This is a genomic window from Paenibacillus sp. FSL R5-0713 (assembly GCF_037973325.1).
Taxonomy (GTDB): Bacteria; Bacillota; Bacilli; order Paenibacillales; family Paenibacillaceae; genus Paenibacillus.
In genome coordinates, this window is record NZ_CP150229.1 from 950244 (window position 1) to 976682 (window position 26439).

The window sequence follows — 26439 nt, forward strand, 5'->3', positions numbered from 1 at the left end:
TTTCTGTTGAATGTATTAGAAGAATTAGAGTGGAGTTTCAATACGCATAAGGAGAAAATTGCGATTAAGGATTCCTCAAAGACGCTGACGTATGGTCAATTGGATATACTGACAGCCAGGGTAGCAGAACATTTAATGTGGCAAAAAATAGCCAATGAAGATGTGGTAACTATTGAGGCGGAGGATAAGTTGGAGGCGATCATTCTCATGCTTGGAGTTGTCCGAGCGGGGGCTGCATATTGCGTCATTCCACAAGACTATCCGAATCATCGCAAAAATAAAATGCGTACTAAAGTGAATGGCAAAGTCGTACTTCGTAGTCTTAATGAAATAGAGAAGCAAGAGTGTGCCCGTCAAAATGTGGTACAAGACGTATTGGGGGTACAGCAAGCTTCTCGCCAAGCTAACAGTCTTTTATACATTATCTTCACTTCTGGATCAACTGGCGAGCCTAAGGCTGTAGCTATTGAAGATCGATCTATTGAAAAAATTGTGAGACAAAATGAATTCTACGAAGGCAATGTAATTGGTCAATTTGCTCCTCTTGAATTCGATGCATCCGTCTACGAAATTTTTGGCGGATTGCTGAATGGGATGACACTTAGAATGGTAAGTAAGGATGATAGTCTAGACTTTGATATCCTCCCAGAGATTTTGGAAGAGATCGATACGATATTTCTGACAACACGATTGTTTAATCTATATGTTGAAGAATGTGTGGAGGACTTGAGCAAGTTGCAACTCATCTTAACGGGGGGTGAACGTGCTTCCATCAAACATCTGCATGAAGCGGCGCAATATTGCAATGTGTACAATGTGTATGGCCCAACGGAGACAACAGTCTTTGCCACCCGATATAGGGTAATTGGGGATGAAACAGAGATTCCGATCGGGAAGATGTTTGACCAGGGAAATTCTCTCATTCTGGATGAAAGTGGCATACCGGTTAACCGTGGAGAACAAGGACAGTTATTGTTATCTGACTCAGGTTTGATGAGAGGCTACATCGACAATGACCAAGCGAATGAAAAAGCGTTTGCGTACTGGGAGGGGCAACGCTATTATCGGACAGGCGATGTTGTTTATGAGAGTGCTGGAGGGGAATTGAACTATGTCGAGCGAGCAGATCGGCAGGTTAAAGTCTCTGGATATCGGATTGAACTTGGCGAGATTGAACGTTGTGCATACAACTATGGCCTAAATAAAGAGTGTCTGGCTCATTATGATGGTACACGGCTGTACCTGTTTGTAACGGATATGATCGAACTCGAACCATTCCGTCAGCATCTTCGCAATATACTGCCAGATTATATGATACCAACAGTTAAGGTGGTGGGCAAAATCCCGATGAATAACAATGGTAAAACAGACATGCAAGCAATGAACCGACATAAAGATCAGGAGTCCAAAAGTGTAAACAAGGTTGCAGAAGTAATGACAAGTGTACTCCAAAGTGAGCTAATCATGAGTAAGACTTTTTTGGAGCTGGGTGGTGACTCTATTAAAGCAATGGAAGTCATCTGGAAATTAGGAGGAGAGGGTTATCCGATAGATCTGGATATGCTATTTACACGCACCTTAGGAGAGATTGTGAATGATGTCAAAGCCGGCTAGTGATAGTGAAAAAAGAATCATTAATAGCAGTTTACTGAATCCTACGGCTTACAATATTCCCATGATTGTGAAGTTTGGGGAAGGGCTCAATGTTGCCAAAATGTATAATCTGCTTACATTATACTTTGAACAATTTGATGTTTTCCGGACTTCCTATCGAATTGCTTCTGACATTGAGAGATGGATCACGGCAGAAGTACCTACAATTGAAATTTGCTCACAGTCTAAGTTTGAACCTCAAGCAATGCTCGATGCTCACTTGATATCGGTGGAAGATAAAGAGTTAGTCAAAATTGTATTATGTAAGGTGGCTGATGAAACCAATGATTACCTTTTTGTTAATGTACATCATGCGTTACTTGATGGCTTAAGTATTAATCTTTTTTTGCAAGATGTAATTGCAGCATATCTCTCGGATGAGCCATTGGCCTTCCAATGCAGTTCGGTGGAAGAACATACGGATTCTAATATTAACTCACAGCGTAATACAGTTGATTTTGGAGAATATGAAGGATTTAAATCTCGGTTGCTCAACAAACAGATTGAGCATGTGAACTATCGAAGTGAAACTGTGAAACTGGGGAGTATGGTCAAACACAAATACACGGATTTTTCTTTATGTCTGACTGCTTTTGCAATCAGTGTGGCCGGCTGGCTGAACCATAACTCCGTGTATCTGGCTTATCCGTATCTGGGTAGAAATCAGACCAATTTTAGAACACTTGGAAACTTTGTTCAGTTAGTTCCTTTTCATAAGAGGTTTGATACACAGAATTATTCAAGCGTGGAGCAACTCACTGCAGAAGTTCAACAACAGATATTCAAGGATCTGACAACGAGCAGCCATTATGATGCTGTGAGATATCGGGAGTCCATGAAATGTATGAACATTTTTCGGGATATCATATTTGACTACAAATCAGGAAGTCTGATCGAGACTACGCTTAGTCATGAGCATGCAATAACACTCCATGAAATCGAGACATATCGCGATGAAAAATATGGTCTTCACTTCTCGATATATAAACAACTGAATGAACTTCATATAACAATGATATCAAGCGAATATAGTTCGGAAGACATGGAACAACTGTTATCTATTTTTAGTCGTAATGTCCATGCATTATACGCTGATACGGAAATAGGGCTGGATCAAATGTTACGTTTGAAAGATGAAACTAAGACAGATGGGGATAACGCTTCTCCAAACGTTATCTTAAGAGAAGATAACTATGAAGTTATATACAAAGAGGTATCCGGGATGGTATGCACATTGCTGAATGAACAGACTGTACATGCAGAAGAGAGCTTTTTTGATCTCGGTATGGATTCGACACTCTTGGTAAAGTTCAAAAAAAGAATACGAGAACAATTCAAAGTGAATTTAAAAATAAGTGATTTCTTTAATCACTATACTTCCGAGATGCTGACACATAAAATTCTTGAACGATTATAAGGAGGATAACTCGATATGAAAATTGCAATAATGTTGGCAGGACAAGGAACTAAAATTAGCGAGGAAGTAAAGGAAGCATGGCTGAAAAATAAACAAACACTAAAATGGATTGAGCAAGCAGAGACACAGTTGCAGGAGCCGATCAGAGAGTGGTTCTGTTCTGATCTAAGCCAAGACACACGAAAAGCACAATTGGCAACTTATGTAGGGTCCATGTGCATGTATCAATTGTACCGGGAACATGTGGGTTTATATCCTAGCATCGTTCTTGGACACAGCCTGGGTGAGATTACAGCACTAACCATTGCAGGTGCTCTAAGCTATAGTGAGGGATTAAAACTGGTAGATGTGCGAGGAACTGCCATGAAAAAAGCAATTGATACACAAGAAAGTACGGGTATGACAGCAGTGTTTGCTTCACCGGAGAAGGTTGAATCATGGTTGAGCGATAGACAAGATATCTATATAGCCAATTATAATTCTTCTAAGCAAACAGTCATTGCGGGTAAGAAGACTGATCTGCAGGACTTCGTCAAACAAAACAAGGTAGAGTCTGTTCCTTTAGGAGTCAGTGGCGCTTTTCATACTCATTACATGCAGGCAGCAGCAGACGAAGTTTACAATCAGTTGAACAGTTTCTCGTTTAACCCATATTGGAGTACTGAAGTCATTAGCAACGAATTCGCAAGACCGTATCAGCCCTCTAATGTTCAGAAGGGGATATCCAGTCAGATGGTAAATCCCGTCTGTTGGACACAGTCTGTAGATTATGCAGTGAAGCAAGGCATACAAGTATTCATTGATTTATCCCCGAACGGAATGTTTGTCAAAATGCTTGGAAATCAGGTGCAAGTGCACGCTCTCCACAACGAAGAACAACTCTCAAAGCTTAGTAATGAACTGAAGGACGACATCGAAGTCAATAAACACTACAGTGTCTTTTCGCGAGCACTAGGGATTATTGTCTCGACCAAAAATAATAATGAAGATTCGGAAGCATATGAAAATATTGTGATTAGTGGATATAACCAGATCAAATCACAGATTGGAAAAGAGGCAACGGCTGAGGATGTAGAAAAAACGTTATCCTTGTTGGAGCTCATTCTTCGGACCAAAAAAGTTCCAGAGGAACAAATCATGCATTATCGTAACAAATTAGCCTGGAAAGCGGGATAAATTCCTGGAAGCTGATCAAGGAGAGGAGGAAAAGGATTGAGTATAGGAGATATTGCCATTATCGGTATGGACCTTACGCTTCCAGGGTGTGGGAATATGAATGATGCATGGAATAAAATACGTGACAAGCGAATTTCTGTGGGGAAATTTCCGACTAACAGGCATGCACAGATTGGTGAACTGGTTGAGGACATATTCATGCCAGGTTCATATCTTGAACATATCGATCAATTTGATCATAAATATTTCAACATCGCACAAAAAAGTGCTGATTTTATGGATCCCAACCAGAGATTGACCCTGTTATCAGCCACCCGGGCACTGAATGATGCGGGTTGCCTTGAGCAGATCCGCGGTACTCAAACCAGTGTATATGCAAGTGTGAACTCCACACAGCAATATCAATATCAATTATTGTTGCAGCAGCGTAAGTTGAAACCGGATCTGCTTGGGATGTTAAACTCGACCATATCAAGTCGCATCCAATATATCTATGACTTACGTGGTGCTTCCATAATGACGGATACGGCCTGTTCATCATCACTGGTATCTATTATTCAAGCGTCAAATGATCTTAGACAAGGGATTATTGATCAGGCTATAGTCGTTAGTTCTAATCTTTATGTTAAGCCGGGGTACAAGTCCGATAAATTGGTAGACATTTTGGCAACAGATGCTAGGACGCGTACCTTTGATGATCGAAGCACAGGTACATCCATTGGAGAGGGCGTAGGTTCTGTAATTCTCAAACGGAAGGAGGATGCAGAACGGGATGGTAACTTTATCTATGGTCTGATCCGCAGCTACGCCATGAATAACGATGGTCAAACGATGAATATGTCTTCGCCTAACCCGGATGCGCAAGAACGACTGATAGAACAGGCATGGGCTCCCCTTCAGGATGAGATGCAGCAGCTGGCATTTATTGAAGCACACGGTACGGGGACAGCTATCGGAGACACGATCGAATTTGAGAGCCTGAGTAATTACTTTTCAGAACGTGTTAAAACAAAACAGAAAATTGCTCTGACAGCAGGTAAGTCCAACTTCGGACATCTGGATGTAACATCAGGGTTGTTCTCATTGATTAAGTCGGCCTTATCTTTACGTAATCGCGTTGTGTTACCTCATCCAGATTTTCAGATTCCCAATGAGGAGATTGATTTTGAAACATCAGCTTTCTATATTCCGGATCAATCTGTTCCGCTGGAAGAACATGCGCTTGCAGGTATTAGTTCCTTCGGCATGACGGGTACAAATGCTCACGTTATTCTTCAACAATATAGCTGTTCGGTGCCATCCCAAGTTAAGGAATTGCCATTGAATTTAAAGAGTTACTGGTTCCCATTAGATGAAAATTCATTCACAGTACAAGATGATCTTCAGCGCTTGGAAACGGATGAGTGGCTTATCGTGCAGTTTCCTTTACACAGTAAGAGACAATGGGAGATTCGTGAACATCAGTTCAATGGAAAACATCTGCTTGTGGGTACAAGTATTTTTGAAATGATAGCCCAGGGGTTAGGTTGTACACCGTACACTCTTGAGCACTATGACATTAATGGTCTTCACATTATGAATCAGATGGCGGTTCAAGATGGCCCTCTGACGATTCTACTCAAACTGGATAAGAAAACCTTAAAGGTGGTTGTAACATATAGGACTGCTGGTGTGTTGAAGACTTGGCTACAGTTTGAGTTACATGATAAATCTTCATTGCACAAACCGATAAGAAGAACGGCTACAGAGCTGGATCAGAGAATAAAAGCAGGAGAACTTATGGAAGTCGCTGTAACAAGCCAAGTTGGGGGCGAAGGAGTAGAAGATATTGCTGTATCCCGAAGATGGGATGTAGTAGATCGTTTATGGACTAATCAAGAACATACAAGAGCTGTAGTTAAGCTGAGACCTCCTTCAGAGTACAAAGTGGAATTCTCAATGTATAGCTTTTATCCCTCCATTCTCGATCCTGCCTTCAATGCTCTAAACCGAATGGCTGAACCGGAACAGATTGTGTTTCCATGGTATTGGAGCGATATCCGTTTTGAGCAGTTTGAACTTGTAGGAGAAGAATTCTATTCGGAAATAGAATTAGTAGATCGCACCATGGATGAACGAGGAAACATCATCCTATCACTTAATGTTAATTTGTTCGATGGACAGTGGAATCTTATTCTATCTGCTGATCATTATAAAGTGAAAAATGCTCTTAACAAGGAAGAATCGAGTTCATATTTTAAGCAAGAAGAGATTATACCTGCAACGTTTACACAACATTCGTACAGTCCATCCGAAGCGATCCATTTTGTACATGAATCCTTGCGTTCCCAACTTCAACTTGATAGTCCAATAGTCTATTTTACGGAACTAACAGAAATCAACGAGAAGGCGATAGGGCTTCAAGAGAAAGATATGTTAAAGCACGTATACCTGTGGGACCGGAATTACACAGAGATAGATCGTGTTGCGGATGAGACGTATACCCTTGGAAAAGTGCTAATCAGTTTAAATAAAATCCTGCATATGAAAAAGTTTTATTACGTGAATTCAGGAGTTTTAGGATACACAGATAAGAAGAGTGAGTATCCCAAAATGAATGCGTTAAATCGTTCCATAGCCATGGGTGCCTATGCCTTAAGGCTGGAAGTGAATAGTGAAGTTATTGTTGTGGATACAGATCATACATATTCAACGGATGTGGAGCGAGTTGACTATGGGTCGGAGCAACATATTATTCACCGGGAAGGTAAGTTCTATATCCTGCGTTTGAAGAATTTGAAAGTGGATGAATCATCCCGGGACAAATTCTCCGAAGGTAAGACTGTACTGATCGTTGGGGCCAGTTCTGGAATTGGTGAGGCATACACAAGAGATTTGGCTGATCGATATGCTGACATCCATATCATAGCTGCGGGAAGAAGGTCCGTGTGGGATGGTCTGCCATCAAGAGATAATGTGAGTTATCTCAAGTTGGATATATCTAATGAGGATGAAGTTTCTTCTTTTGCTGCTCAGTATCATGGCAAACTTGATTATATTTTGAACTTTGCAGGTGAGCCGGCTCAGGGATTGTTTGTTAACAAGTCCAGGAATGAGTTTTGTGCGAAAACAAAAAGTAAAATAGAAGGTTCACATCTGTTGGGAATGTATTTCCCTGAAGTACAAGAGATCATTCATTTTTCCTCACTAGCGGGTGTAATTGGGGCGATGGGACAAGCGGAGTATTCCATGGCTAATGCATATCAATCGGGCTTGCCCTTAACGAATACGAATGTAAGAGTTCTCAATCTAACGGGTTGGCAGGATGTAGGTATGTCAGCAGGAATGGAAGATTACTATTTCGAGAAATTAACCAGTGCAGAGGGCATTCCATTATTAAATCGGTTCATTCAATCGAATGCCAAGTCGGCTGCTCTCTTTAAGCTAAAACGTACAGCAGATGAATATTCTTCTCTCTTCAGTCCTGTTACAAAAATGCACAGGAAGCAACAAACTGAGAAGGTATACACGGGTTCTGATCGTGTTAAAGATCATATCGTTGCTGCATGGGGGAGAACTCTTGGTGAAGATGATTACGACCATAATGTTAGTTTCTTTGAACAAGGAGGGGACTCTATTACAATCGTACATTTATGTGATGAATTGAATCTAGCGTTTCCTGGACAATTCGATGTAACAACATTGTTCTCTATTGCAACGATACAGGGTCAGGTTGATCTTATCAATCAGCTGGACAACCAGGAGGCAGTGACAGAACAAAGTGATGGTCATTATGATGCAGCAGAGATGCTGGCATTTCTCAATAAATAATAATCATGAAAGAGGCGATTGAACATGAAGGCGAGTGAGTATATCTTCGGTCAGATTCAAAAGGGCCAACTTGATTCAGCAGTAGGCAAAGACTTATTAGAAGAGATTATTCCAGATGATATTGCGATAGTAGGCATGTCATGCGAATACAGTGATATCAAAGATACATTTGAGTTTTACCAAACGGTTAAAAATGGAAAGCAGGGGTTTAAGGAATTTCCCAAAGGTCGAATTGCTTATATTCCCGAAGATCACACTTATCTGCACAACGGAGCCAAACATTTAAAGATCACACCAGAGGAATTCCTGGAGAGATTGTGTAAAGAAAAGGGATCTTATCTCGATGATATTGATACCTTTGATTATGAATTTTTCGGTATCAGTCAGGACGAAGCCAGATATATTGATCCCACGCATCGTTTGGTTATGAAGCACTCCTATCTTGCTTTGGAGGATGCAGGTATTCGCCTATCCGATGTTAAGGATAGCAAAACAGCTATCTATGTAGGCAAAGACAAATCCATTACAGCAAGTTATCGTTCTGAGATTGAAGAGGACTCCAATCATATAAACTCAGGAAACTGGGAAGGCATACTGGCAAGTCGTCTCAATTATATATATAACTTGTCCGGAGGTTCGTTTGTCGTTGATACAGCTTGTTCTTCCTCGTTGGTCGCTGCACATATAGCATTGAAAACACTTCGGGATAAAGAGATTGATACAGCAATTGTTGGCGGTATTGCTCTTGGACTATTCCCACGTCAAGGCAGCGTACTCGATCAATACAGTAATGTGGAGACACCGCGTTCCTTCCTGAAAGTATTTGATGCCGAATCTCAAGGAACGATCTTTGGCGAAGGTGTCGGTATTGTCATTCTGAAAAGGTTGAAAGATGCGATAGCAGACAATGATAACATTTATTCTATTATCCGTGGCAGCATGATTAATAGTGATGGCAAATCTAACGGTTTGACCGCCCCTAATCCACATGCTCAAAAGGATCTTCTACTGGATGCCTATACAAGCAGCCATATCTCACCTGAAACGGTGGATTACATTGATGCACACGGAACGGGCACGAAACTTGGCGATCCGATTGAAGTTCGAGGGCTAACGGATGCATATAAAAAATATGTGAACAAACGCGGTTTTTGTGCATTAACAAGTTTGAAAGAAAATATTGGTCATACCGTAGGAGCAGCAGGGGTAGGCGGATTGATTAAGATGTCGCTGGCTCTTCGCAATCAGGAAATCTTCCCCAACCATTCTTTTGAAGCTCCGAATGAATATATCAAGTTTGTGGACAGTCCATTCTACATTCCTACTCAGGCTGAGAAGTGGATCAAAGGAAAGTACCCGCGTCGAGGAGGAATCAGTTCCTTTGGATTCAGCGGTACCAATGCTCATGTGATCCTTGAGGAATATGAGCACGCTATAAGCGAATCAGATCATAATCAACATACCTTTCCATTTGTTTTCACGGCACAATCGACTAATCAATTAATCAAGATGTTGTACAAGTACGTGCGGCATGAAGAATACATGAGCGAATATAGACTACAAGATATTTCATATACCCTTATTCATAGAAGAAACTGGTTTAATACAGGAGTTGGTTTCAAAGCTAATTCAATGGAAGAATTCATAACAAAAGTAAGAGCGGCGATAACATTGCTGGAAGGCCAAGTGCCAACTGACGAAATCTTTACGACCAGTGATCGTGAAGTAACAACGGATATGAAAAAACTTATCCATTATCAATTGAAAACAGACTATAGACAATTTGACTTGAATGAGCTTATTCAACTCAAACTGGATGGGTACGAGACGACATTTGACGAATATCCGTATGAGAAGGCCAGAACTGTAACATTACCAGGTTACGAATTCAAATCTGATATTCTATGGGCTACAGTTAAACGATATAGTCCACCTGTTCAATCAGGTCCAAGTCTTCCAGTGAAAGCGACATTAATTCAAGAGCAAGTGATCAGATCCGCCAAATCGGATGTGTACCAAGTCAACTTATCCCCAGATGATTGGTTCGTGGATGATCATCGGATTGGAGGTAAGCGTACGTTCTCGGGTACCACGTATACCGAATTGGCTGCTGAGTTAGCTTCCTTATACTTTGACGAACCTGCGTTCACGTTAGAAAAGTTGTATTTCAAAAATCTGATTCAGCTCGATGATAAAACAGATAAACGTTTCCTGATTCATGTTAACAAGCTGTCTGCTAAGCAACTGGATATTGAGGTTCTCTCGTACGAGAATGATGATCTGGAGCAGTATACGACTCATGCGGTCTTTACACTTAAACCTCAGGAAGTAATGGATAAGCATAAGCTTGATTTGTCCTCAGAGGTAAAGAATCAATTGAAACCTACAACGATGGGAAGTACAGAAGAGGAAAATAACTTCTTCAAAGGACGTTGGAACTTTATCGCTCAGGACTTCCGGATGGTTCATATGGCCGATTCCAAATTGCTTCTCTCACTTGATCTGCAAGAGGAGTTCCTTGAAGATCTTGACGCCTACCATCTGCACCCTTCCATGTTGGATGGAATTCTGGGGGCTATGGTGTATGAACGGGCTCAGGCTCGCCAGAAGACATATCTTCCCTTATCTTATGGTCGGTTTACCTATACAGGAGTAAGATTCACCAAGAAGATGTATTCCGTCACCGAACTTCTTTATGACATTACCGGTGATCATGATGTAATCACTGCGCACATCCATGTGTACAATGATCAGGGGGATCTAGTTGCTTATGTAGATAAATATGTTATGAAGTCTTTTGCCAATATGTTATTTAAGCCGTATCTTCATACTATTGGGTGGGGACGTTCAACGGTTGAGTTTACAGGTGGAGAAGAAGAACATTGGGTAGACAAACAAGTGTTGCTGATAAGCAATGATCTGGTTTCAACGCCTGAATCTTCTACAATAACTCATGTGAATTATGAACAATTAGATCAGATAACAACAGGGGTTAGATATGATCTGGTAGTTTATGCACCGTGGATTGGATTGGACATGTCTGATCCCGGGAAAATTGAAGATGAGATGATGAAGTACTTCCTATTCGCCAAGACAGCTAACAAGTTCATCAAGAGAGGCGGTAAATTAATTTTTGCAGCTGATCAGGGTCTTGCTTTGAAGAAAGACGAGCTTCAAGTTAACCCGCTTCAATATGCAATGCTGAGTTCAGGTCGGATTGTGGGTATGGAGAATACGGGTTTCACCACACAAATGATTCAGATCTCCGAGTTTAATATTACCGAGTTGTTAAAGGTCGCTGCTCGCAGTGAACTGGACGGTAAAAAAGTCATTGTTAATGATGGAATCATATACGAAGAATCTCTCATCGAAAATAAAGATTTGAAGCATAGATCTGTAGACTTGTTGAAGGATGACTGCGTTATTGTCACAGGGGGTTACGGGGGTATCGGGCTTGAATATATTGAGCAACTACTCGATGTGAATGCCGAAGTACACATAGCGGTATTGGGACGTACGGATATCCAAGCAGCCCTGGCTTCCAAACAAGAACGCACACCATATGAAGACAGCAAACTAAATAAATTGAATAAGCTGATATCTAAAGGGGCTGACCTGGAGTTCTACCCTTGCGATATTTCACATGAGTCTGAGGTACAGACAACTATAACTAGAATTCAAGGGAAATATAATATAGCTGGAATTATTCATTTGGCGGGAGTTCCAGAGGAGGGCATGTTGTTCTCCAAAACGGAGGATGAATTCAAAAAAATTATAGCACCAAAGGTTACGGGTACACTTTTGCTTCAAAAGTATGTCGACGCAGACAAGTTACAATTCTTTGTTACCAGTTCTTCAATGACTACAATTACAGGTTCTGCCGGCCAGTTCTCTTATACCGTGGCTAATGCATTTTTGGAAGGGACGGCACTATCTGATTCGTTAATAACAGCAATACAGTGGCCGGGATGGAAAGAAACGGGAATGGCCCTTAATTTCGGAGATCTGGATGCCGCGGATGAACATCTCTTAATGAAATCTGTTACTAACATGGAGGGCAGAGAATATATTAAACTTTCGCTTCATGCGGGAGACTCCGGTTTTATTGCAGGTGAATTTAACACATCCAAGGTCGAAGAATATTTAGGCGCATATATCCAGTTACCAAGCGGTTACTGTGATGGGAAATCTCGAAATAATGTGGAAGGGGAAGAGGAGGAGGCTCGTCCTTATCAGATCAAGGATTATGGTTCTTTAACTGTAACTGGGACGGATCGTCAGGATGATATTGAGAAGTTTGTTACCGTCGTATTTGCTTCGGTGCTTGATCTTAATGAGATTGATGTGCATAAGAGCTTTACCGATCTGGGTGGAGATTCTCTCAAAGCATTTGGTATTTACGGGCCTATTGCAGAGCAGTTTAACATTGATATAGAGGTTGCTGATGTATTTATCTACCCGACGATTGTGCAGTTAAGTGAATATGTGAAAGAGCTGATGGAAGAGGCTGCAGCATGAGTAAATCCAGTTCTCGTGTCGTCATAGTAGACTACCGTTGGGATATGCCGGCGAAGGATGATTCGCAAGCGAAGCAGCTTCTCCATAGCAAGGACAAGCTCTGGGAAAATAGAATAGAGCAGTTGAGCGAGCGCTTTAGTCAAGATTTCCACGGAGCTAGCTCATTCGATGGGATTTTCTATCCATCCATTGAAGAAAGATTTGCTTTAGAAGGCATAGATGAGGAAAAAACAACATATTTGCTCTCCAGTGAAAGAATCACACTATCGTTGTTTCAGTCGCTCATCAATCAGAATGTCGTGACAACGAAGCACGATGTGTTGGTATCCAACGGAAGTGCACAAACAGACTTGATATCCAAATCGGCCTATTTGGGAATGCAGGGTGTTGATTTCATGAAGGCTATAGAGTTACTTGATCCGTTGGCATATCTGAAAATGCTACGTTTATCCAGGCCGCCAGCAATTCAGATGGTAAGCGAAGCATCAACTTCAGGTATAGGGGCTTTATATAGCGGGTATAACGCCGTTAAAAAGGGGAAGTTTAACACAGCCTTGGTCGGTGGTTCTTGCGCTAGTACGATGCCATTCCCCCATGAGTTATCCCACTTTGGGTTTGGTTCTGATCGATTCACTCAACCATTCGAACAAGGTGCTTCGGGGCACTATTTTTCAGAAGGAGGCGTTGCCTTTCTAATTAAAGAAAGGCAGCAAGCCCTTGCAGATGGAGATCACATTCTTGCTGAGATTAAAGATATCACCGCAGGCACTATGGGAAGTCCTGTAATTAATCGCAATGCAGTTAAAAAACTGGTGCTTCAATCTCTGGCAGATGCCGGGGTACTTCCTACAGATGAGATATTTATGGACCTGTATGGAAGAGCTAATGAGATCGATGATACTGCTGAGTTTTCCTGTTTGAAAAATGTACAGAAGGTATTCCCTGGTTTAAAGGGAGGATATCTCAAACAGCATGCTCAATACATGATTGGATACTATGGACTAATAGGATTATGTCGTTTGCTGGAATCGAAGAAAAATAACACAGAGCTACAGGGTAGAGTTGTTACTCAGCCAAACTCCTATATAGGCAAGATAGAACCGGATCAATGGACGACTCAAGTGAATGACTATCCTTGGATTACAATGCCCATGTATTCAATGCATGGTAACGTGTATAACTTAGTCATTCATATGAATCCTGATGAAGGATAGAGGAGGAAATAGACATGCAACTGATATGTTTTCCTTATGCTGGAGCTCATGTAAATGTATTTGTTGAACTACAAAATCAAATCAAAAACAAGTATCCCCATATGCAGATCATGTCTGTGGAATATGCTGGGCATGGGAGACGGTTTTCTGAGACAGCGTATCAGTCCATTCAAGAGAATGCGGCCGATCTATACATGAGAATTACAGCAACAATGAATAAAGAAGAAGAAATCATGTTGCTTGGATACAGTATGGGTTCAATTGTTGCCTATGAAGTTGCACAAATGCTAATCAGGGAAGGCTACAACATAGTCAAACTAATTTTTATGGCCGCTACTCCGCCTCATCGAATAGATATTCGAAATGAGGATTTATCAGGAGATGAGGAACTTCTTCTACGCTGCAAACATTACGGATTGATTAAAGAAAGGCAGTTTGATTCTGCACAGATGCGTAAGCTGTTTCTGCCAGCGCTTCGCCATGACATTAATGCAGTGAATACGTACAATGTCGTCAACAACTATCAGAGCTATACATTTGATGAGAAGGTTCAAATTGCTGTTTTTCTAGGTCAGCAGGATCTGTCTGTCGCCGATGAAGATTATTGGACAGACCTTTCCGAGAATGATGTACAGTATCATTTCTACCCTTCTGGACATTTCTTCTTATATGACCACCAGAATCAAGTCAGTCTGGATGTTATTGATTTTATTACTAATTCAAATAAGACCATTATCTGAGGAGGGGTTAGAATATGAGTTTACTTGGAATGCTTCAGCAAAGCGTGGAGATGTATAAGAACAAGATTGCCATTTCCGAAACGAATCGTATGGTTACTTATGGTGAATTGAATGCATTGTCGAACCAGTACTATGACTGGCTAGAAGAAAAAGGGGTATCCGTTAATGATATTGTTGCTATTGAACTGGAGAGAAGCATAGAAGCTATTGCTGCAATGATCGCCATATTAAAACATGGTGCAGCATATACGGTTATTAATAAAGACTATCCAGAGACTCGTAAGGAGTATATGAGACAAACACTGGACATTAAGATAACCATCGAATCTGTTTTTGAGGTAGATCATCAAAGGATGGAAGAGTGGTCAGGTGTAACGAGAACAGAGGATCAAATGTGTTATGTCATTTTCACATCGGGAACAACATCCCTTCCCAAGGCAGTGGGAATTCCTGATCGTGGAGTGGTGCGATTATTGCATGAAGATCGTTTGGGATGGGACGCAGCTAAGACCATCTCTCATATCAGTCCTCTGGAATTTGATGCTTCAATTATTGAGATCTGGGGGGGATTGCTTAGTGGCATGACCATTGCGCTACTTTCCAAAACAGAGGTTCTGAACATTTATCTGGTTGAAAAACGAATTCAACAAGAAATAGATATCATGTGGATAACGAGTTCCTTGTTTAATTTTTGGGTGGATAAAAAACCTGAAATGTTCAAGAAATTAAGTCATGTTATTGTGGGCGGGGAGCAGCTAAGCTTGTCACATGTGGAGAAGGTCCTGCCATTTACGAAAGTTATTAACGGATACGGACCTACGGAGAACACTGTTTTCACTACACTAGATGTAATGGAAGGTTCTGTGGACGAGATTGCAATAGGAACGCCAATTTTCGGAACGGAAGTATATATCGTTAATGAGCAAGGTGAGATGAGTAATGAAGGGGAACTTTACGCAGCGGGAGAGGGAGTAGCCTTAGGATACCTTGGTAACCCCGAGAAGACGAAGGAATCTTTTATTAGCTGGAATGGCCTACCTGTGTATAAGACGGGTGACCTTGTACGAGTGAATGCAGACGACCGAATAATCTATATGGGAAGAAAAGATACCCAGGTTAAAATTAATGGTTACCGCATTGATCTTCAGGAAATCGAATCTACTGTAAAGTCGTTGGGTATCTCCAACTGTCATTCTTTTGTACAGGATAAAAAAATCTACCTTGCTGTTACAACACGCCAAGAAAATATAGCAAGCCAACTAAAACGATTGCTTCCTATTTACATGATCCCGTCCAAAATAGCTTATGTTAGCGAATTGCCTTTGACAGGGAACGGGAAGACCGATACTAAAACGTTGTATGAGCATTATTTTATTACCAAAACGAAAAGACTTATTCGAATTTTACAGCGGTATTTGAATGCGGACATCACTGAACAGACCAATTTGTTTGAGTTCGCCATCGATTCAATTACGATCTGGGAGATTGCAAGAGAGATTAATCATTCGTTCCACAGTGATCTCAGTTTCTTTGATATTATTGAGAATCCGACAGTCAATGAGATTACCAAAATGTTAGGAGAAGAATATGATGCAGCGTACAATTTATGATTTTCTGCTCCGAAAGTATGAACTGCATCATGCAGGTCAAGACCCTTCATTTAGGAAAACATTTACGGGAAGCATGAAGTGGTACTGGGGATTAAAACTGATTGTAGTGGGCATCTACATTGCTCTTTTTCTCCATTATGTAGGAAAGGATCAGTTTCTTCCGTCGGAAACGTATTGGTTCATTGGGGGAATTGTGTTCTCATTATTCGTTATTACCTTATCCTACCTGAATATTTTTACAGCCTGGTTTGCCATCATGCTTGGAAAACATCGTAAATGGATAGACAATCTATTAATTATTACAGGTATTCTGTTGTGTATAAAACTCCCCGTGTATACGTTTGGAAATGGTGATGTTAACTTTTTCAATATACAGGATTCACTGCTTCTTCCCGGTATATTGATGATTGCTATGGGGCTCTATCGTAAAGTTCATTACAGATCTTCAAAAGTAGTACCTTGGTGTGCAGCCGTGAGTCTCTTGATCTCAGCAGTTATTCTTGTTAAATTCCCAATTGATTCTATCGGCCAGAGTATTTATCTTGGATTTATAATGTTGGTAAATGCAGGTTTTATCATTGATTTGCTAGTGCTCTATATGTTGCATTTCAAATCAAGAATGCTGGCACATTGAGGTGAATGCGTATGATTACTCCAAATCTGATTGCTATTAGTGAGCAAGAGATTGAGGCTGACGACATCTTGAGTCCTTATGAGCATGAAATATACGATAACATAACCAATGAAGGCAGAAGGAAAGAGTTTCTTGTCGGGCGATATGCTATTAAAAAAAATCTGAAGGATCAATTTCCCTCATATCATGGGGAGATGAATAATATCTCTGTTGAATATGGGAGCCTGCGTTTTCCGCTGATTCATGACAATCTGTTCGAAGTGGGATTAAGCCACTCTAAGACGTATGCTCTTTCTGTACTATACAGCAAGGATAACGTAGTCGGAGTTGATATAGAGACCATACGTTCAGATATCCCAATTGCAGAGATGCTTAGTGAGGCCGAGAAAAAACTTATAGAACATCTTTACCCAGCTTTACAATTTGCCTATATATTCTTCAGTTGTAAAGAGGCACTGGGGAAAGCGTTGAAAATGGGACTTCTAGCTGATTATTCAATCTATGAGATAAGTGAAGTTGTTTCAGAATTAATACATGGACAAGAAGTGTTTCGTATACAATTCAAACGATTTCCGTTCCTTACAGGTTATAGCTTTATGAAAGATGATAAAGAAATATGTAGTTTGGTTGTACCACAAAAAGTTGATATAAGGGAGGTACTGAGATTACTCATTGCTTCCTGAATCAAGAAATAGAAAAACCACCATGGTTAGTAGTCGTACAGACTACGAAATCGTGGTGGTTTTGTCTTTTCATGCAGTTACGTGACATTATGAAGCGCTTATGACATAGGTGAAGGCAGATCATGTACGTTTGTGACGGAAAGAATCAATAGTAGGAAGGGAACGGATGTATAGGTCTTTACTCCCCTATAATTAGTACCAGAGAGGTGATCAACATACAAGAACAACCCGCAGTACATACCAGCTTAACGGAAACATTGGCTAGTAAGATTGCACTATGGATTAACAAGGAGCGTGATGGAGAACACATTCGATACTTAAAGATGAAGCTTGGTATTGAAACGTTATTGATTAATACCATGAAAAGTGTTTTGGTCTATGGTCTGGCTCTCTTATTCAATATGCTTCTGGAAACGTTAATTGTACATGCTACATATTATGCTGTCCGTCGAATATCATTTGGATTGCATGCCAGTACAAGCTTCAGATGCAGCATGATCAGCATCATGTTATTCGTTGGTTTACCCTACATATGCTCATACATAATGATTGGCAACGATATGGTTTTAATTACTGGATTGATCTCTGCAGTGCTTCTGTATCGATATGCGCCAGCAGATACTGACAAATTCCCACTTCTTGGAGCGAAGAGAAGAAAGAAACTGAGAATGGCTTCTGTACGAACAGCAGTAATTCTCACTTTAATTGCACTTTTATGTCCAAGTCATACGGTGAAAACATTAATGATGACAGGCATGTTGTTACAGATCATTTCAATTCTTCCCGTAACATACAAAATACTTAAGAGGAGTGTTAGAAATTATGAAAAATATGAAACAGATGCTGTTGGACGGATTTAAGAATAATGTAGCGAAATCAATGGAGGTAATGGCGATTAAAAGTGGAGAGATAGCGATGGAAACGAGCTGTTCACTTTTTAATTATGAGTCTAAAATCCCGAGCGAATTGTTGTTGAGTAATAAGGAGTAGTTAAATATTACCTGATTTATCCTAATAGTCTATCTTACTTTGTACCCAGCTATGGACTGGTGAAACAGTAAGATAGACTATTTTGTTGATAAATTTTACATTATTTCATATAATCATGATTATGAACTACTGCTAATTTTTGTTAATGATTCAGAATTTATTCAGGCAAGAATCGCTCAATCTTTATCACATAGAGAGAAGGGTAATTGATAATGTTGCTGATTATTGGTTCTATAATTCAAATGGTAACTTTTAGTTTGTCTATTCCTATCATGTTGAAGAATCAATTTAGTCGGAAGTATATTGCTTTTATGGTTACTGTTTCAATCCTTCTAGGATATTTCTTTTTTTTAGTTATGGGATCAGCAAGTAGTTTTGTAGTTTTATTATTTCTAATGTTATGTGTGTATTACAAATTGAGAAAGTTCATTCTTAGCTTTCTAATTCCTACGATTACGCTTATTTTTATGGTTATAAGCGACTACATATGTGGTGTAATAAATATCAGGGTTATTGGCGGTTCTAATGTATCTCTTCAAAATAATCCGTTCTATATGTTACTCTCTGTGACCGGAATTATGCTTTTAACATTTCTAATGAGCGCAATAGTTAGGGTATTACTTATGAAGTGGAGTAATCATGATATCTTTTTAAAAAGATATGGTCTATACCTAACGGTACTATCTTTTTTTACTGTTGTGATTTTTTATATAAACATATGGATAGGACAACGACAAGGTTTTTCCGATGAGAACATTCAAGCGAATAGTATTCTTTTTATATTCTATTTTGCATTGTTAATTGGAGTTTTCGTTGCATTAACTCGAACAGTTATGAAAGAGTCGGCACTTCAGAATCGACAGGAACAGTATGAACAATTAACAGAGTACACGGAAAATTTAGAACACTTATATACTGACATGCAGAAATTCCGACATGATTATATTAATATTCTTCTGAGTATGTCTGAATTTATTCGAAATAAAGATATGGAACAGTTACAAATTTACTTTGAAAAAAAGATTATGCCAATCAGCCAAGGGATGCAGTCTAATACATACAAGTTAGGGCCGTTACATAATCTGAAAGTACAGGAATTAAAAGGTGTCATATCTGCCAAGATGATTAAAGCACAAGAGTTGAACATTGATGCGGTAATTGAGGTGATTGAGCCTATTGAGCACATCAATATGGATTCCATTCAATTATGCCGATGTGTAGGGATTTTGCTAGATAATGCTATCGAAGAAGCGATTCATTGTGACGAACCGATTGTGAATTTAGCACTGATTCGTAACGAAAAAGGCATATTAATTGTGGTTATGAACAGTTGTAGAGAGGAAACTCCTGCATTATATAAACTTTTTGAAAAGGGCTTCTCAACCAAAGGCAACAATCGTGGACTTGGTCTTAGCAACTTAAAAGAGATGGTTTCACAGTGCAAGGGCGTTGCTTTGGATACGGAGCGCAAAGAAAAGACATTTATTCAAATATTAGAAGTGCTCGAGCCCTCGTTCAATAGTGATGCCAATAGATCTGCGAGCAGTGTGATATTAGGATAACTCAATTTAAGTGGGGGGAAGGGCATGTTGGAGATTTTTATTTGTGAAGATGATGAAGAACAACGCAAACGTTTAACCAAATATGTAACGGACTATATTATGATAGAGAACTTAGATATGAAGGTTGTTGTCTCTACTGCACATTCTAATGATATTATTGAATATCTCCAGCAAAATAATACAACAGGTCTATATTTTTTGGATGTAGACATTCAGGAAGAGAAGAGTGGAATTGCACTCGGAGCGGAAATTCGTCAATATGATACTCAGGGAGCCATAGTATTTGTGACGACACATTCAGAGCTGACCTATCTAACATTTACTTATAAAGTAGAAGCAATGGACTATATTACAAAAGATAATTTCACTGATATACAAAAACGAGTTATCGAATGTATTAATACGGCAAATCAGCGATATGTTCAAAATAAACAAAACAGTCGTAAAATTTTTCAAACAAAGTCTGGCGATAAAGTCATCAGTATTGAATACAACGATATTTTATTTTTTGAAACCTCTCCGCAATTACATAAAGTGATTCTTCATGCTAAAAATCGTCAAGTTGAGTTCTATGGAAAATTGAAAGCTTTACTTGAGATGGACAGCAGGTTTTATCGTTGTCATAACTCGTATGTAGTGAATAAAGATAATATTTCAGAAATTGATTTTGCCACGAGGGAGATTCAGATGGTGAACGGTCAGATCTGTTATGCTTCCAGTCGGTTTTTGAAAGGATTAAAGGATATCGTTCAAAAGTGAGTATATTAGCCCTCATTTGTTATAGCTGCTTACAGTCTATTATAAATGAGGGCTAATATTATGTTTGAAGTGGAAATGAATCTTATACACTCATAAATATGTGTCTATACATATTTTATTAATGAAGAGAAAGGTGATGAGCCAAGAAGGGCTGCAACTAAATAAGTATTTTTAATAAAGTGTTGCAATTGATGATCTGGCGTGATATATTATTAGTCCGGCCAAGAAAACACGAGAAACACGGTGCGGCAAGCGAATCAAATAAGCTTCGAAAGAAACTTAAAAAAAGAGCTTGCAAAGTTGGTTCGAACATGATATTATATAAGAGTTGCTGAAAAGAACGACATTCGGTAACGAAAGAAGTTTGATCTTTGAAAACTGAACAACGAGTGGGTAAACATTCTGCTTGCAGAATGAACGCGAAAGTTTGAAACAAGCCTTGGCTTGGATCGACTGGAGCACAAATGAGATGTTTAATCTCGTCAGATTCAAAATGAGCTTATCGCTCTTTTCAATACTTTATTGGAGAGTTTGATCCTGGCTCAGGACGAACGCTGGCGGCATGCCTAATACATGCAAGTCGAGCGGAGTTGATAAGAAGCTTGCTTCTTTGATACTTAGCGGCGGACGGGTGAGTAACACGTAGGCAACCTGCCCTCAAGTTTGGGACAACTACCGGAAACGGTAGCTAATACCGAATAGTTGTTTTCTTCGCCTGAAGGAAACTGGAAAGACGGAGCAATCTGTCACTTGGGGATGGGCCTGCGGCGCATTAGCTAGTTGGTGGGGTAACGGCTCACCAAGGCGACGATGCGTAGCCGACCTGAGAGGGTGATCGGCCACACTGGGACTGAGACACGGCCCAGACTCCTACGGGAGGCAGCAGTAGGGAATCTTCCGCAATGGGCGAAAGCCTGACGGAGCAATGCCGCGTGAGTGATGAAGGTTTTCGGATCGTAAAGCTCTGTTGCCAGGGAAGAACGCTTGGGAGAGTAACTGCTCTCAAGGTGACGGTACCTGAGAAGAAAGCCCCGGCTAACTACGTGCCAGCAGCCGCGGTAATACGTAGGGGGCAAGCGTTGTCCGGAATTATTGGGCGTAAAGCGCGCGCAGGCGGTCATTTAAGTCTGGTGTTTAATCCCGGGGCTCAACCCCGGATCGCACTGGAAACTGGGTGACTTGAGTGCAGAAGAGGAGAGTGGAATTCCACGTGTAGCGGTGAAATGCGTAGATATGTGGAGGAACACCAGTGGCGAAGGCGACTCTCTGGGCTGTAACTGACGCTGAGGCGCGAAAGCGTGGGGAGCAAACAGGATTAGATACCCTGGTAGTCCACGCCGTAAACGATGAGTGCTAGGTGTTAGGGGTTTCGATACCCTTGGTGCCGAAGTTAACACATTAAGCACTCCGCCTGGGGAGTACGGTCGCAAGACTGAAACTCAAAGGAATTGACGGGGACCCGCACAAGCAGTGGAGTATGTGGTTTAATTCGAAGCAACGCGAAGAACCTTACCAGGTCTTGACATCCCTCTGACCGGTACAGAGATGTACCTTTCCTTCGGGACAGAGGAGACAGGTGGTGCATGGTTGTCGTCAGCTCGTGTCGTGAGATGTTGGGTTAAGTCCCGCAACGAGCGCAACCCTTGATCTTAGTTGCCAGCACTTCGGGTGGGCACTCTAAGGTGACTGCCGGTGACAAACCGGAGGAAGGTGGGGATGACGTCAAATCATCATGCCCCTTATGACCTGGGCTACACACGTACTACAATGGCCGGTACAACGGGCTGTGAAGCCGCGAGGTGGAACGAATCCTAAAAAGCCGGTCTCAGTTCGGATTGCAGGCTGCAACTCGCCTGCATGAAGTCGGAATTGCTAGTAATCGCGGATCAGCATGCCGCGGTGAATACGTTCCCGGGTCTTGTACACACCGCCCGTCACACCACGAGAGTTTATAACACCCGAAGTCGGTGGGGTAACCGCAAGGAGCCAGCCGCCGAAGGTGGGATAGATGATTGGGGTGAAGTCGTAACAAGGTAGCCGTATCGGAAGGTGCGGCTGGATCACCTCCTTTCTATGGAGAATCGTTTCCCGCGTGGAAACATTCAAATACAAGTCTTCAGGAAGCATGCTTCCGAAGCGAGCTTTACTTCGTAAAGCTTTTAACTCACTCGTTGCTCAGTTTTGAGAGCTCAAACTCTCAAACAGCTTGCTTTTGCATGGAGCTTGTTCTTTGAAAACTAGATATCGAAACGAAAGTAAATGCGAATTAGAACATTCCTTTTTAGCTGAACTTGTGTATAACAAGTTTCAATAAAAACGGTAGTTAATTGCTGTTGCGATGGTATCGAGTGGGAGCGACTTTTGGCTTTGGACGCAGTCCAAAACAAGGGAAGCGAGCGATCGAAACCGGAGCAATTTGGTTAAGCTACTAAGAGCACACGGAGGATGCCTAGGCGCTAGGAGCCGATGAAGGACGTGGCGAACAACGAAACTGCCTCGGGGAGCTGTAAGCAAGCTTTGATCCGGGGGTGTCCGAATGGGGAAACCCAGCTGGGGTAATTTCCAGTTACTCACAACTGAATACATAGGTTGTGTAGAGGCATACCAGGGGAACTGAAACATCTAAGTACCCTGAGGAAGAGAAAACAATAGTGATTCCGTCAGTAGCGGCGAGCGAACGCGGAGAAGCCCAAACCAGAGAGCTTGCTCTTTGGGGTTGTGGGACGTCTCACATGGAGTTACAAAGGAACCGGTTAAGCGAAGAGGTCTGGAAAGGCCCGCCAAAGAAGGTAAAAGCCCTGTAATTGAAAGTCTGTTCCCTCCGAGACGGATCCCGAGTAGTGCGGGGCACGTGAAACCCCGTATGAATCCGGCAGGACCATCTGCCAAGGCTAAATACTTCCTAGCGACCGATAGTGAAGCAGTACCGTGAGGGAAAGGTGAAAAGCACCCCGGAAGGGGAGTGAAATAGAACCTGAAACCGTGTGCTTACAAAAAGTCAGAGCCCGTTTTAGGGGTGATGGCGTGCCTTTTGTAGAATGAACCGGCGAGTTACGTTCCCGTGCAAGGTTAAGGTGAAGAGCCGGAGCCGCAGCGAAAGCGAGTCTGAATAGGGCGACATAGTACGTGGACGTAGACCCGAAACCGGGTGATCTACCCCTGTCCAGGGTGAAGGTGCGGTAACACGCACTGGAGGCCCGAACCCACGCACGTTGAAAAGTGCGGGGATGAGGTGGGGGTAGCGGAGAAATTCCAATCGAACTCGGAGATAGCTGGTTCTCCCCGAAATAGCTTTAGGGCTAGCCTCGGAAAACAGAGTCGTGGAGGTAGAGCACTGATTGGGTGCGGGGCCCGCAAGGGTTACCAAGCTCAGTCAAACTCCGAATGCCATAGACTTACTTCCGGGAGTCAGACAGTGAGTGCTAAGATCCATTGTCAAAAGGGAAACAGCCCAGACCATCAGCTAAGGTCCCCAAGTGTGTGTTAAGTGGGAAAGGATGTGGAGTTGCACAGACAACCAGGATGTTGGCTTAGAAGCAGCCACCATTGAAAGAGTGCGTAATAGCTCACTGGTCGAGTGACTCTGCGCCGAAAATGTAACGGGGCTAAACACACCACCGAAGCTATGGCTTGATGCTTGCATCAGGGGTAGGGGAGCGTTGTATAAGGGTTGAAGGTGTACCGTAAGGAGCGCTGGACATTATACAAGTGAGAATGCCGGTATGAGTAACGAAAAGATCAGTGAGAATCTGATCCGCCGAAAGCCTAAGGGTTCCTGAGGAAGGCTCGTCCGCTCAGGGTAAGTCGGGACCTAAGGCGAGGCCGAAAGGCGTAGTCGAAGGACAACAGGTCGAAATTCCTGTACCACCGTAAGCCGTTATGAGCAATGGGGGGACGCAGTAGGGTAGTGACGCGGACTGATGGATGTCCGTCTAAGCAGTGAGGCTGATGTGTAGGCAAATCCGCACATCATTAAGGCTGAGCTGTGATGGGGAGCGAAAATTGTAGTAGCGAAGGTCATGATCTCACACTGCCAAGAAAAGCCTCTAGCCAGGTGAAGGTGCCCGTACCGCAAACCGACACAGGTAGGCGAGAAGAGTATTCTAAGGCGCGCGGAAGAACTCTCGTTAAGGAACTCGGCAAAATGACCCCGTAACTTCGGGAGAAGGGGTGCCCCGGTAGTGTGAATAGCACGAGGGGGCCGCAGTGAAAAGGCCCAAGCGACTGTTTAGCAAAAACACAGGTCTGTGCGAAGCCGTAAGGCGAAGTATACGGGCTGACGCCTGCCCGGTGCTGGAAGGTTAAGGGGAGTGGTTAGGAGCAATCCGAAGCTGTGAACCGAAGCCCCAGTAAACGGCGGCCGTAACTATAACGGTCCTAAGGTAGCGAAATTCCTTGTCAGGTAAATTCTGACCCGCACGAATGGCGTAACGACTTGGGCGCTGTCTCAACGAGAGATCCGGTGAAATTTTAATACCTGTGAAGATGCAGGTTACCCGCGACAAGACGGAAAGACCCCATGGAGCTTTACTGCAGCTTGATATTGAATTTGGGTACGATCTGTACAGGATAGGTGGGAGCCTTTGAAACGTGAGCGCCAGCTTGCGTGGAGGCAACGTTGGGATACCACCCTGATCGTATCTAGGTTCTAACCTGGTACCGTAATCCGGTGCGGGGACAGTGTCAGGTGGGCAGTTTGACTGGGGCGGTCGCCTCCTAAAGAGTAACGGAGGCGCCCAAAGGTTCCCTCAGAATGGTTGGAAATCATTCGAAGAGTGCAAAGGCATAAGGGAGCTTGACTGCGAGACCTACAAGTCGAGCAGGGACGAAAGTCGGGCTTAGTGATCCGGTGGTACCGCATGGAAGGGCCATCGCTCAACGGATAAAAGCTACCCTGGGGATAACAGGCTTATCTCCCCCAAGAGTCCACATCGACGGGGAGGTTTGGCACCTCGATGTCGGCTCATCGCATCCTGGGGCTGAAGTAGGTCCCAAGGGTTGGGCTGTTCGCCCATTAAAGCGGTACGCGAGCTGGGTTCAGAACGTCGTGAGACAGTTCGGTCCCTATCTGTCGTGGGCGTAGGAAATTTGAGAGGAGCTGTCCTTAGTACGAGAGGACCGGGATGGACGTACCGCTGGTGTACCAGTTGTTCCGCCAGGAGCACCGCTGGGTAGCTATGTACGGACGGGATAAACGCTGAAAGCATCTAAGCGTGAAGCCCCCCTCAAGATGAGATTTCCCAGTATGTAAGACCCCTTGAAGACGACGAGGTAGATAGGCTGGGGGTGGAAGTGCAGCAATGCATGGAGCTGACCAGTACTAATCGGTCGAGGGCTTATCCAAATATGCAAGTGATAATTCGCATGTTTCGTTTCGAATCTAGTTTTCAGAGAACGATCTCTGAAATGTAAGCTATGCGTTTGGTGGCGATGGCGGAGGGGTTCCACACGTACCCATCCCGAACACGACCGTTAAGCCCTCTAGCGCCGATGGTACTTGGACCGCAGGGTCCTGGGAGAGTAGGACGCCGCCAAGCAATTGAAGGACACACTTGATGATATCGAGTGTGTCTTTTTTTATTTTAATGTAATTCATTGGTTCTGATTTGACTTGTTATATACATAAAATACTGGCGTTCCAATCCTTAAAGCTGTGATACAATAGGTGAGGTC

Annotated in this window: 14 protein-coding genes and 3 rRNA genes; all 17 read left to right on the forward strand. The window is 42.3% G+C overall.

From position 1 onward, the window contains the following. Positions 1 to 6 precede the first annotated feature (6 nt). The 17 genes from MKZ12_RS04320 (at position 7) to rrf (ending at position 26303) form a co-directional block, all read left to right on the forward strand. Entirely contained in the window at positions 7 to 1614 is a 1608-nt protein-coding gene (locus MKZ12_RS04320) for a non-ribosomal peptide synthetase (RefSeq protein ID WP_339258926.1), read from the forward strand. Then, positions 1595 to 3070, forward strand: coding sequence for a condensation domain-containing protein (locus MKZ12_RS04325; RefSeq protein ID WP_339258927.1), 1476 nt, complete (start codon positions 1595 to 1597; stop codon positions 3068 to 3070). Before MKZ12_RS04320 ends, MKZ12_RS04325 begins: the two co-directional genes overlap by 20 nt. Before the next feature lie 15 nt (positions 3071 to 3085). Then, the gene (locus tag MKZ12_RS04330) at positions 3086 to 4246 is read left to right on the forward strand and encodes an ACP S-malonyltransferase (RefSeq protein WP_339258928.1); all 1161 of its coding nucleotides are present in this window, start codon (positions 3086 to 3088) and stop codon (positions 4244 to 4246) included. A gap of 36 nt (positions 4247 to 4282) precedes the next feature. Further along, a complete protein-coding gene (locus tag MKZ12_RS04335) occupies positions 4283 to 8056 on the forward strand; it encodes an SDR family NAD(P)-dependent oxidoreductase (RefSeq protein ID WP_339258929.1) in 3774 nt (1257 codons plus the stop codon). Between the two features lie 24 nt (positions 8057 to 8080). After that, the gene (locus MKZ12_RS04340; protein ID WP_339258931.1) at positions 8081 to 12574 is read left to right on the forward strand and encodes an SDR family NAD(P)-dependent oxidoreductase; all 4494 of its coding nucleotides are present in this window, start codon (positions 8081 to 8083) and stop codon (positions 12572 to 12574) included. After that, a complete protein-coding gene (locus MKZ12_RS04345) occupies positions 12571 to 13788 on the forward strand; it encodes a beta-ketoacyl synthase N-terminal-like domain-containing protein (protein WP_339258933.1) in 1218 nt (405 codons plus the stop codon). The genes MKZ12_RS04340 and MKZ12_RS04345 overlap by 4 nt, the downstream gene beginning before the upstream one ends. A 14-nt stretch (positions 13789 to 13802) precedes the next feature. After that, entirely contained in the window at positions 13803 to 14528 is a 726-nt protein-coding gene (locus tag MKZ12_RS04350; protein ID WP_339239675.1) for a thioesterase domain-containing protein, read from the forward strand. Positions 14529 to 14542: 14 nt separating this feature from the next. After that, positions 14543 to 16138 (forward strand): non-ribosomal peptide synthetase, encoded by a 1596-nt coding sequence (locus tag MKZ12_RS04355; protein ID WP_339258934.1) that lies wholly within the window; start codon positions 14543 to 14545, stop codon positions 16136 to 16138. Continuing rightward, positions 16116 to 16772 carry a hypothetical protein gene (locus MKZ12_RS04360; protein ID WP_339239679.1) on the forward strand — a complete coding sequence of 219 codons (657 nt, stop codon included), beginning with the start codon at positions 16116 to 16118 and terminating at the stop codon, positions 16770 to 16772. The genes MKZ12_RS04355 and MKZ12_RS04360 overlap by 23 nt, the downstream gene beginning before the upstream one ends. Before the next feature lie 11 nt (positions 16773 to 16783). Continuing rightward, a complete protein-coding gene (locus MKZ12_RS04365; protein WP_339239681.1) occupies positions 16784 to 17455 on the forward strand; it encodes a 4'-phosphopantetheinyl transferase superfamily protein in 672 nt (223 codons plus the stop codon). 206 nt (positions 17456 to 17661) lie between these two features. Further along, entirely contained in the window at positions 17662 to 18315 is a 654-nt protein-coding gene (locus MKZ12_RS04370) for an accessory gene regulator B family protein (protein WP_339258935.1), read from the forward strand. Continuing rightward, complete coding sequence (locus tag MKZ12_RS04375; RefSeq protein ID WP_339261306.1) at positions 18296 to 18445, forward strand: cyclic lactone autoinducer peptide; 150 nt, start codon at positions 18296 to 18298, stop codon at positions 18443 to 18445. The genes MKZ12_RS04370 and MKZ12_RS04375 overlap by 20 nt, the downstream gene beginning before the upstream one ends. A gap of 212 nt (positions 18446 to 18657) precedes the next feature. Beyond that, complete coding sequence (locus tag MKZ12_RS04380) at positions 18658 to 20007, forward strand: GHKL domain-containing protein (RefSeq protein ID WP_339258937.1); 1350 nt, start codon at positions 18658 to 18660, stop codon at positions 20005 to 20007. Between the two features lie 24 nt (positions 20008 to 20031). Continuing rightward, entirely contained in the window at positions 20032 to 20766 is a 735-nt protein-coding gene (locus MKZ12_RS04385) for a LytTR family DNA-binding domain-containing protein (protein WP_339239689.1), read from the forward strand. A 519-nt stretch (positions 20767 to 21285) separates the two neighbouring features. Then, positions 21286 to 22837 (forward strand): 16S ribosomal RNA (locus MKZ12_RS04390). Positions 22838 to 23184: 347 nt separating this feature from the next. Then, positions 23185 to 26110, forward strand: a 23S ribosomal RNA gene (locus tag MKZ12_RS04395). A 76-nt stretch (positions 26111 to 26186) separates the two neighbouring features. Continuing rightward, a 5S ribosomal RNA gene (gene rrf, locus MKZ12_RS04400) occupies positions 26187 to 26303 on the forward strand. The 16S, 23S and 5S rRNA genes sit together here, the layout of an rRNA operon. The last annotated feature ends 136 nt before the right edge of the window (positions 26304 to 26439 follow it).

Bases quoted from the DNA above. Each gene is read 5' to 3' on its own strand.
- MKZ12_RS04325 (WP_339258927.1), top strand. From the start codon at position 1,595: ATGATGTCAAAGCCGGCTAGTGATAGTGAAAAAAGAATCATTAATAGC.
- MKZ12_RS04330 (WP_339258928.1), top strand. From the start codon at position 3,086: ATGAAAATTGCAATAATGTTGGCAGGACAAGGAACTAAAATTAGCGAG.
- MKZ12_RS04340 (WP_339258931.1), top strand. From the start codon at position 8,081: ATGAAGGCGAGTGAGTATATCTTCGGTCAGATTCAAAAGGGCCAACTT.
- MKZ12_RS04345 (WP_339258933.1), top strand. From the start codon at position 12,571: ATGAGTAAATCCAGTTCTCGTGTCGTCATAGTAGACTACCGTTGGGAT.
- MKZ12_RS04350 (WP_339239675.1), top strand. From the start codon at position 13,803: ATGCAACTGATATGTTTTCCTTATGCTGGAGCTCATGTAAATGTATTT.
- MKZ12_RS04355 (WP_339258934.1), top strand. From the start codon at position 14,543: ATGAGTTTACTTGGAATGCTTCAGCAAAGCGTGGAGATGTATAAGAAC.
- MKZ12_RS04360 (WP_339239679.1), top strand. From the start codon at position 16,116: ATGATGCAGCGTACAATTTATGATTTTCTGCTCCGAAAGTATGAACTG.
- MKZ12_RS04365 (WP_339239681.1), top strand. From the start codon at position 16,784: ATGATTACTCCAAATCTGATTGCTATTAGTGAGCAAGAGATTGAGGCT.
- MKZ12_RS04375 (WP_339261306.1), top strand. From the start codon at position 18,296: ATGCTGTTGGACGGATTTAAGAATAATGTAGCGAAATCAATGGAGGTA.
- MKZ12_RS04380 (WP_339258937.1), top strand. From the start codon at position 18,658: ATGTTGCTGATTATTGGTTCTATAATTCAAATGGTAACTTTTAGTTTG.
- MKZ12_RS04385 (WP_339239689.1), top strand. From the start codon at position 20,032: ATGTTGGAGATTTTTATTTGTGAAGATGATGAAGAACAACGCAAACGT.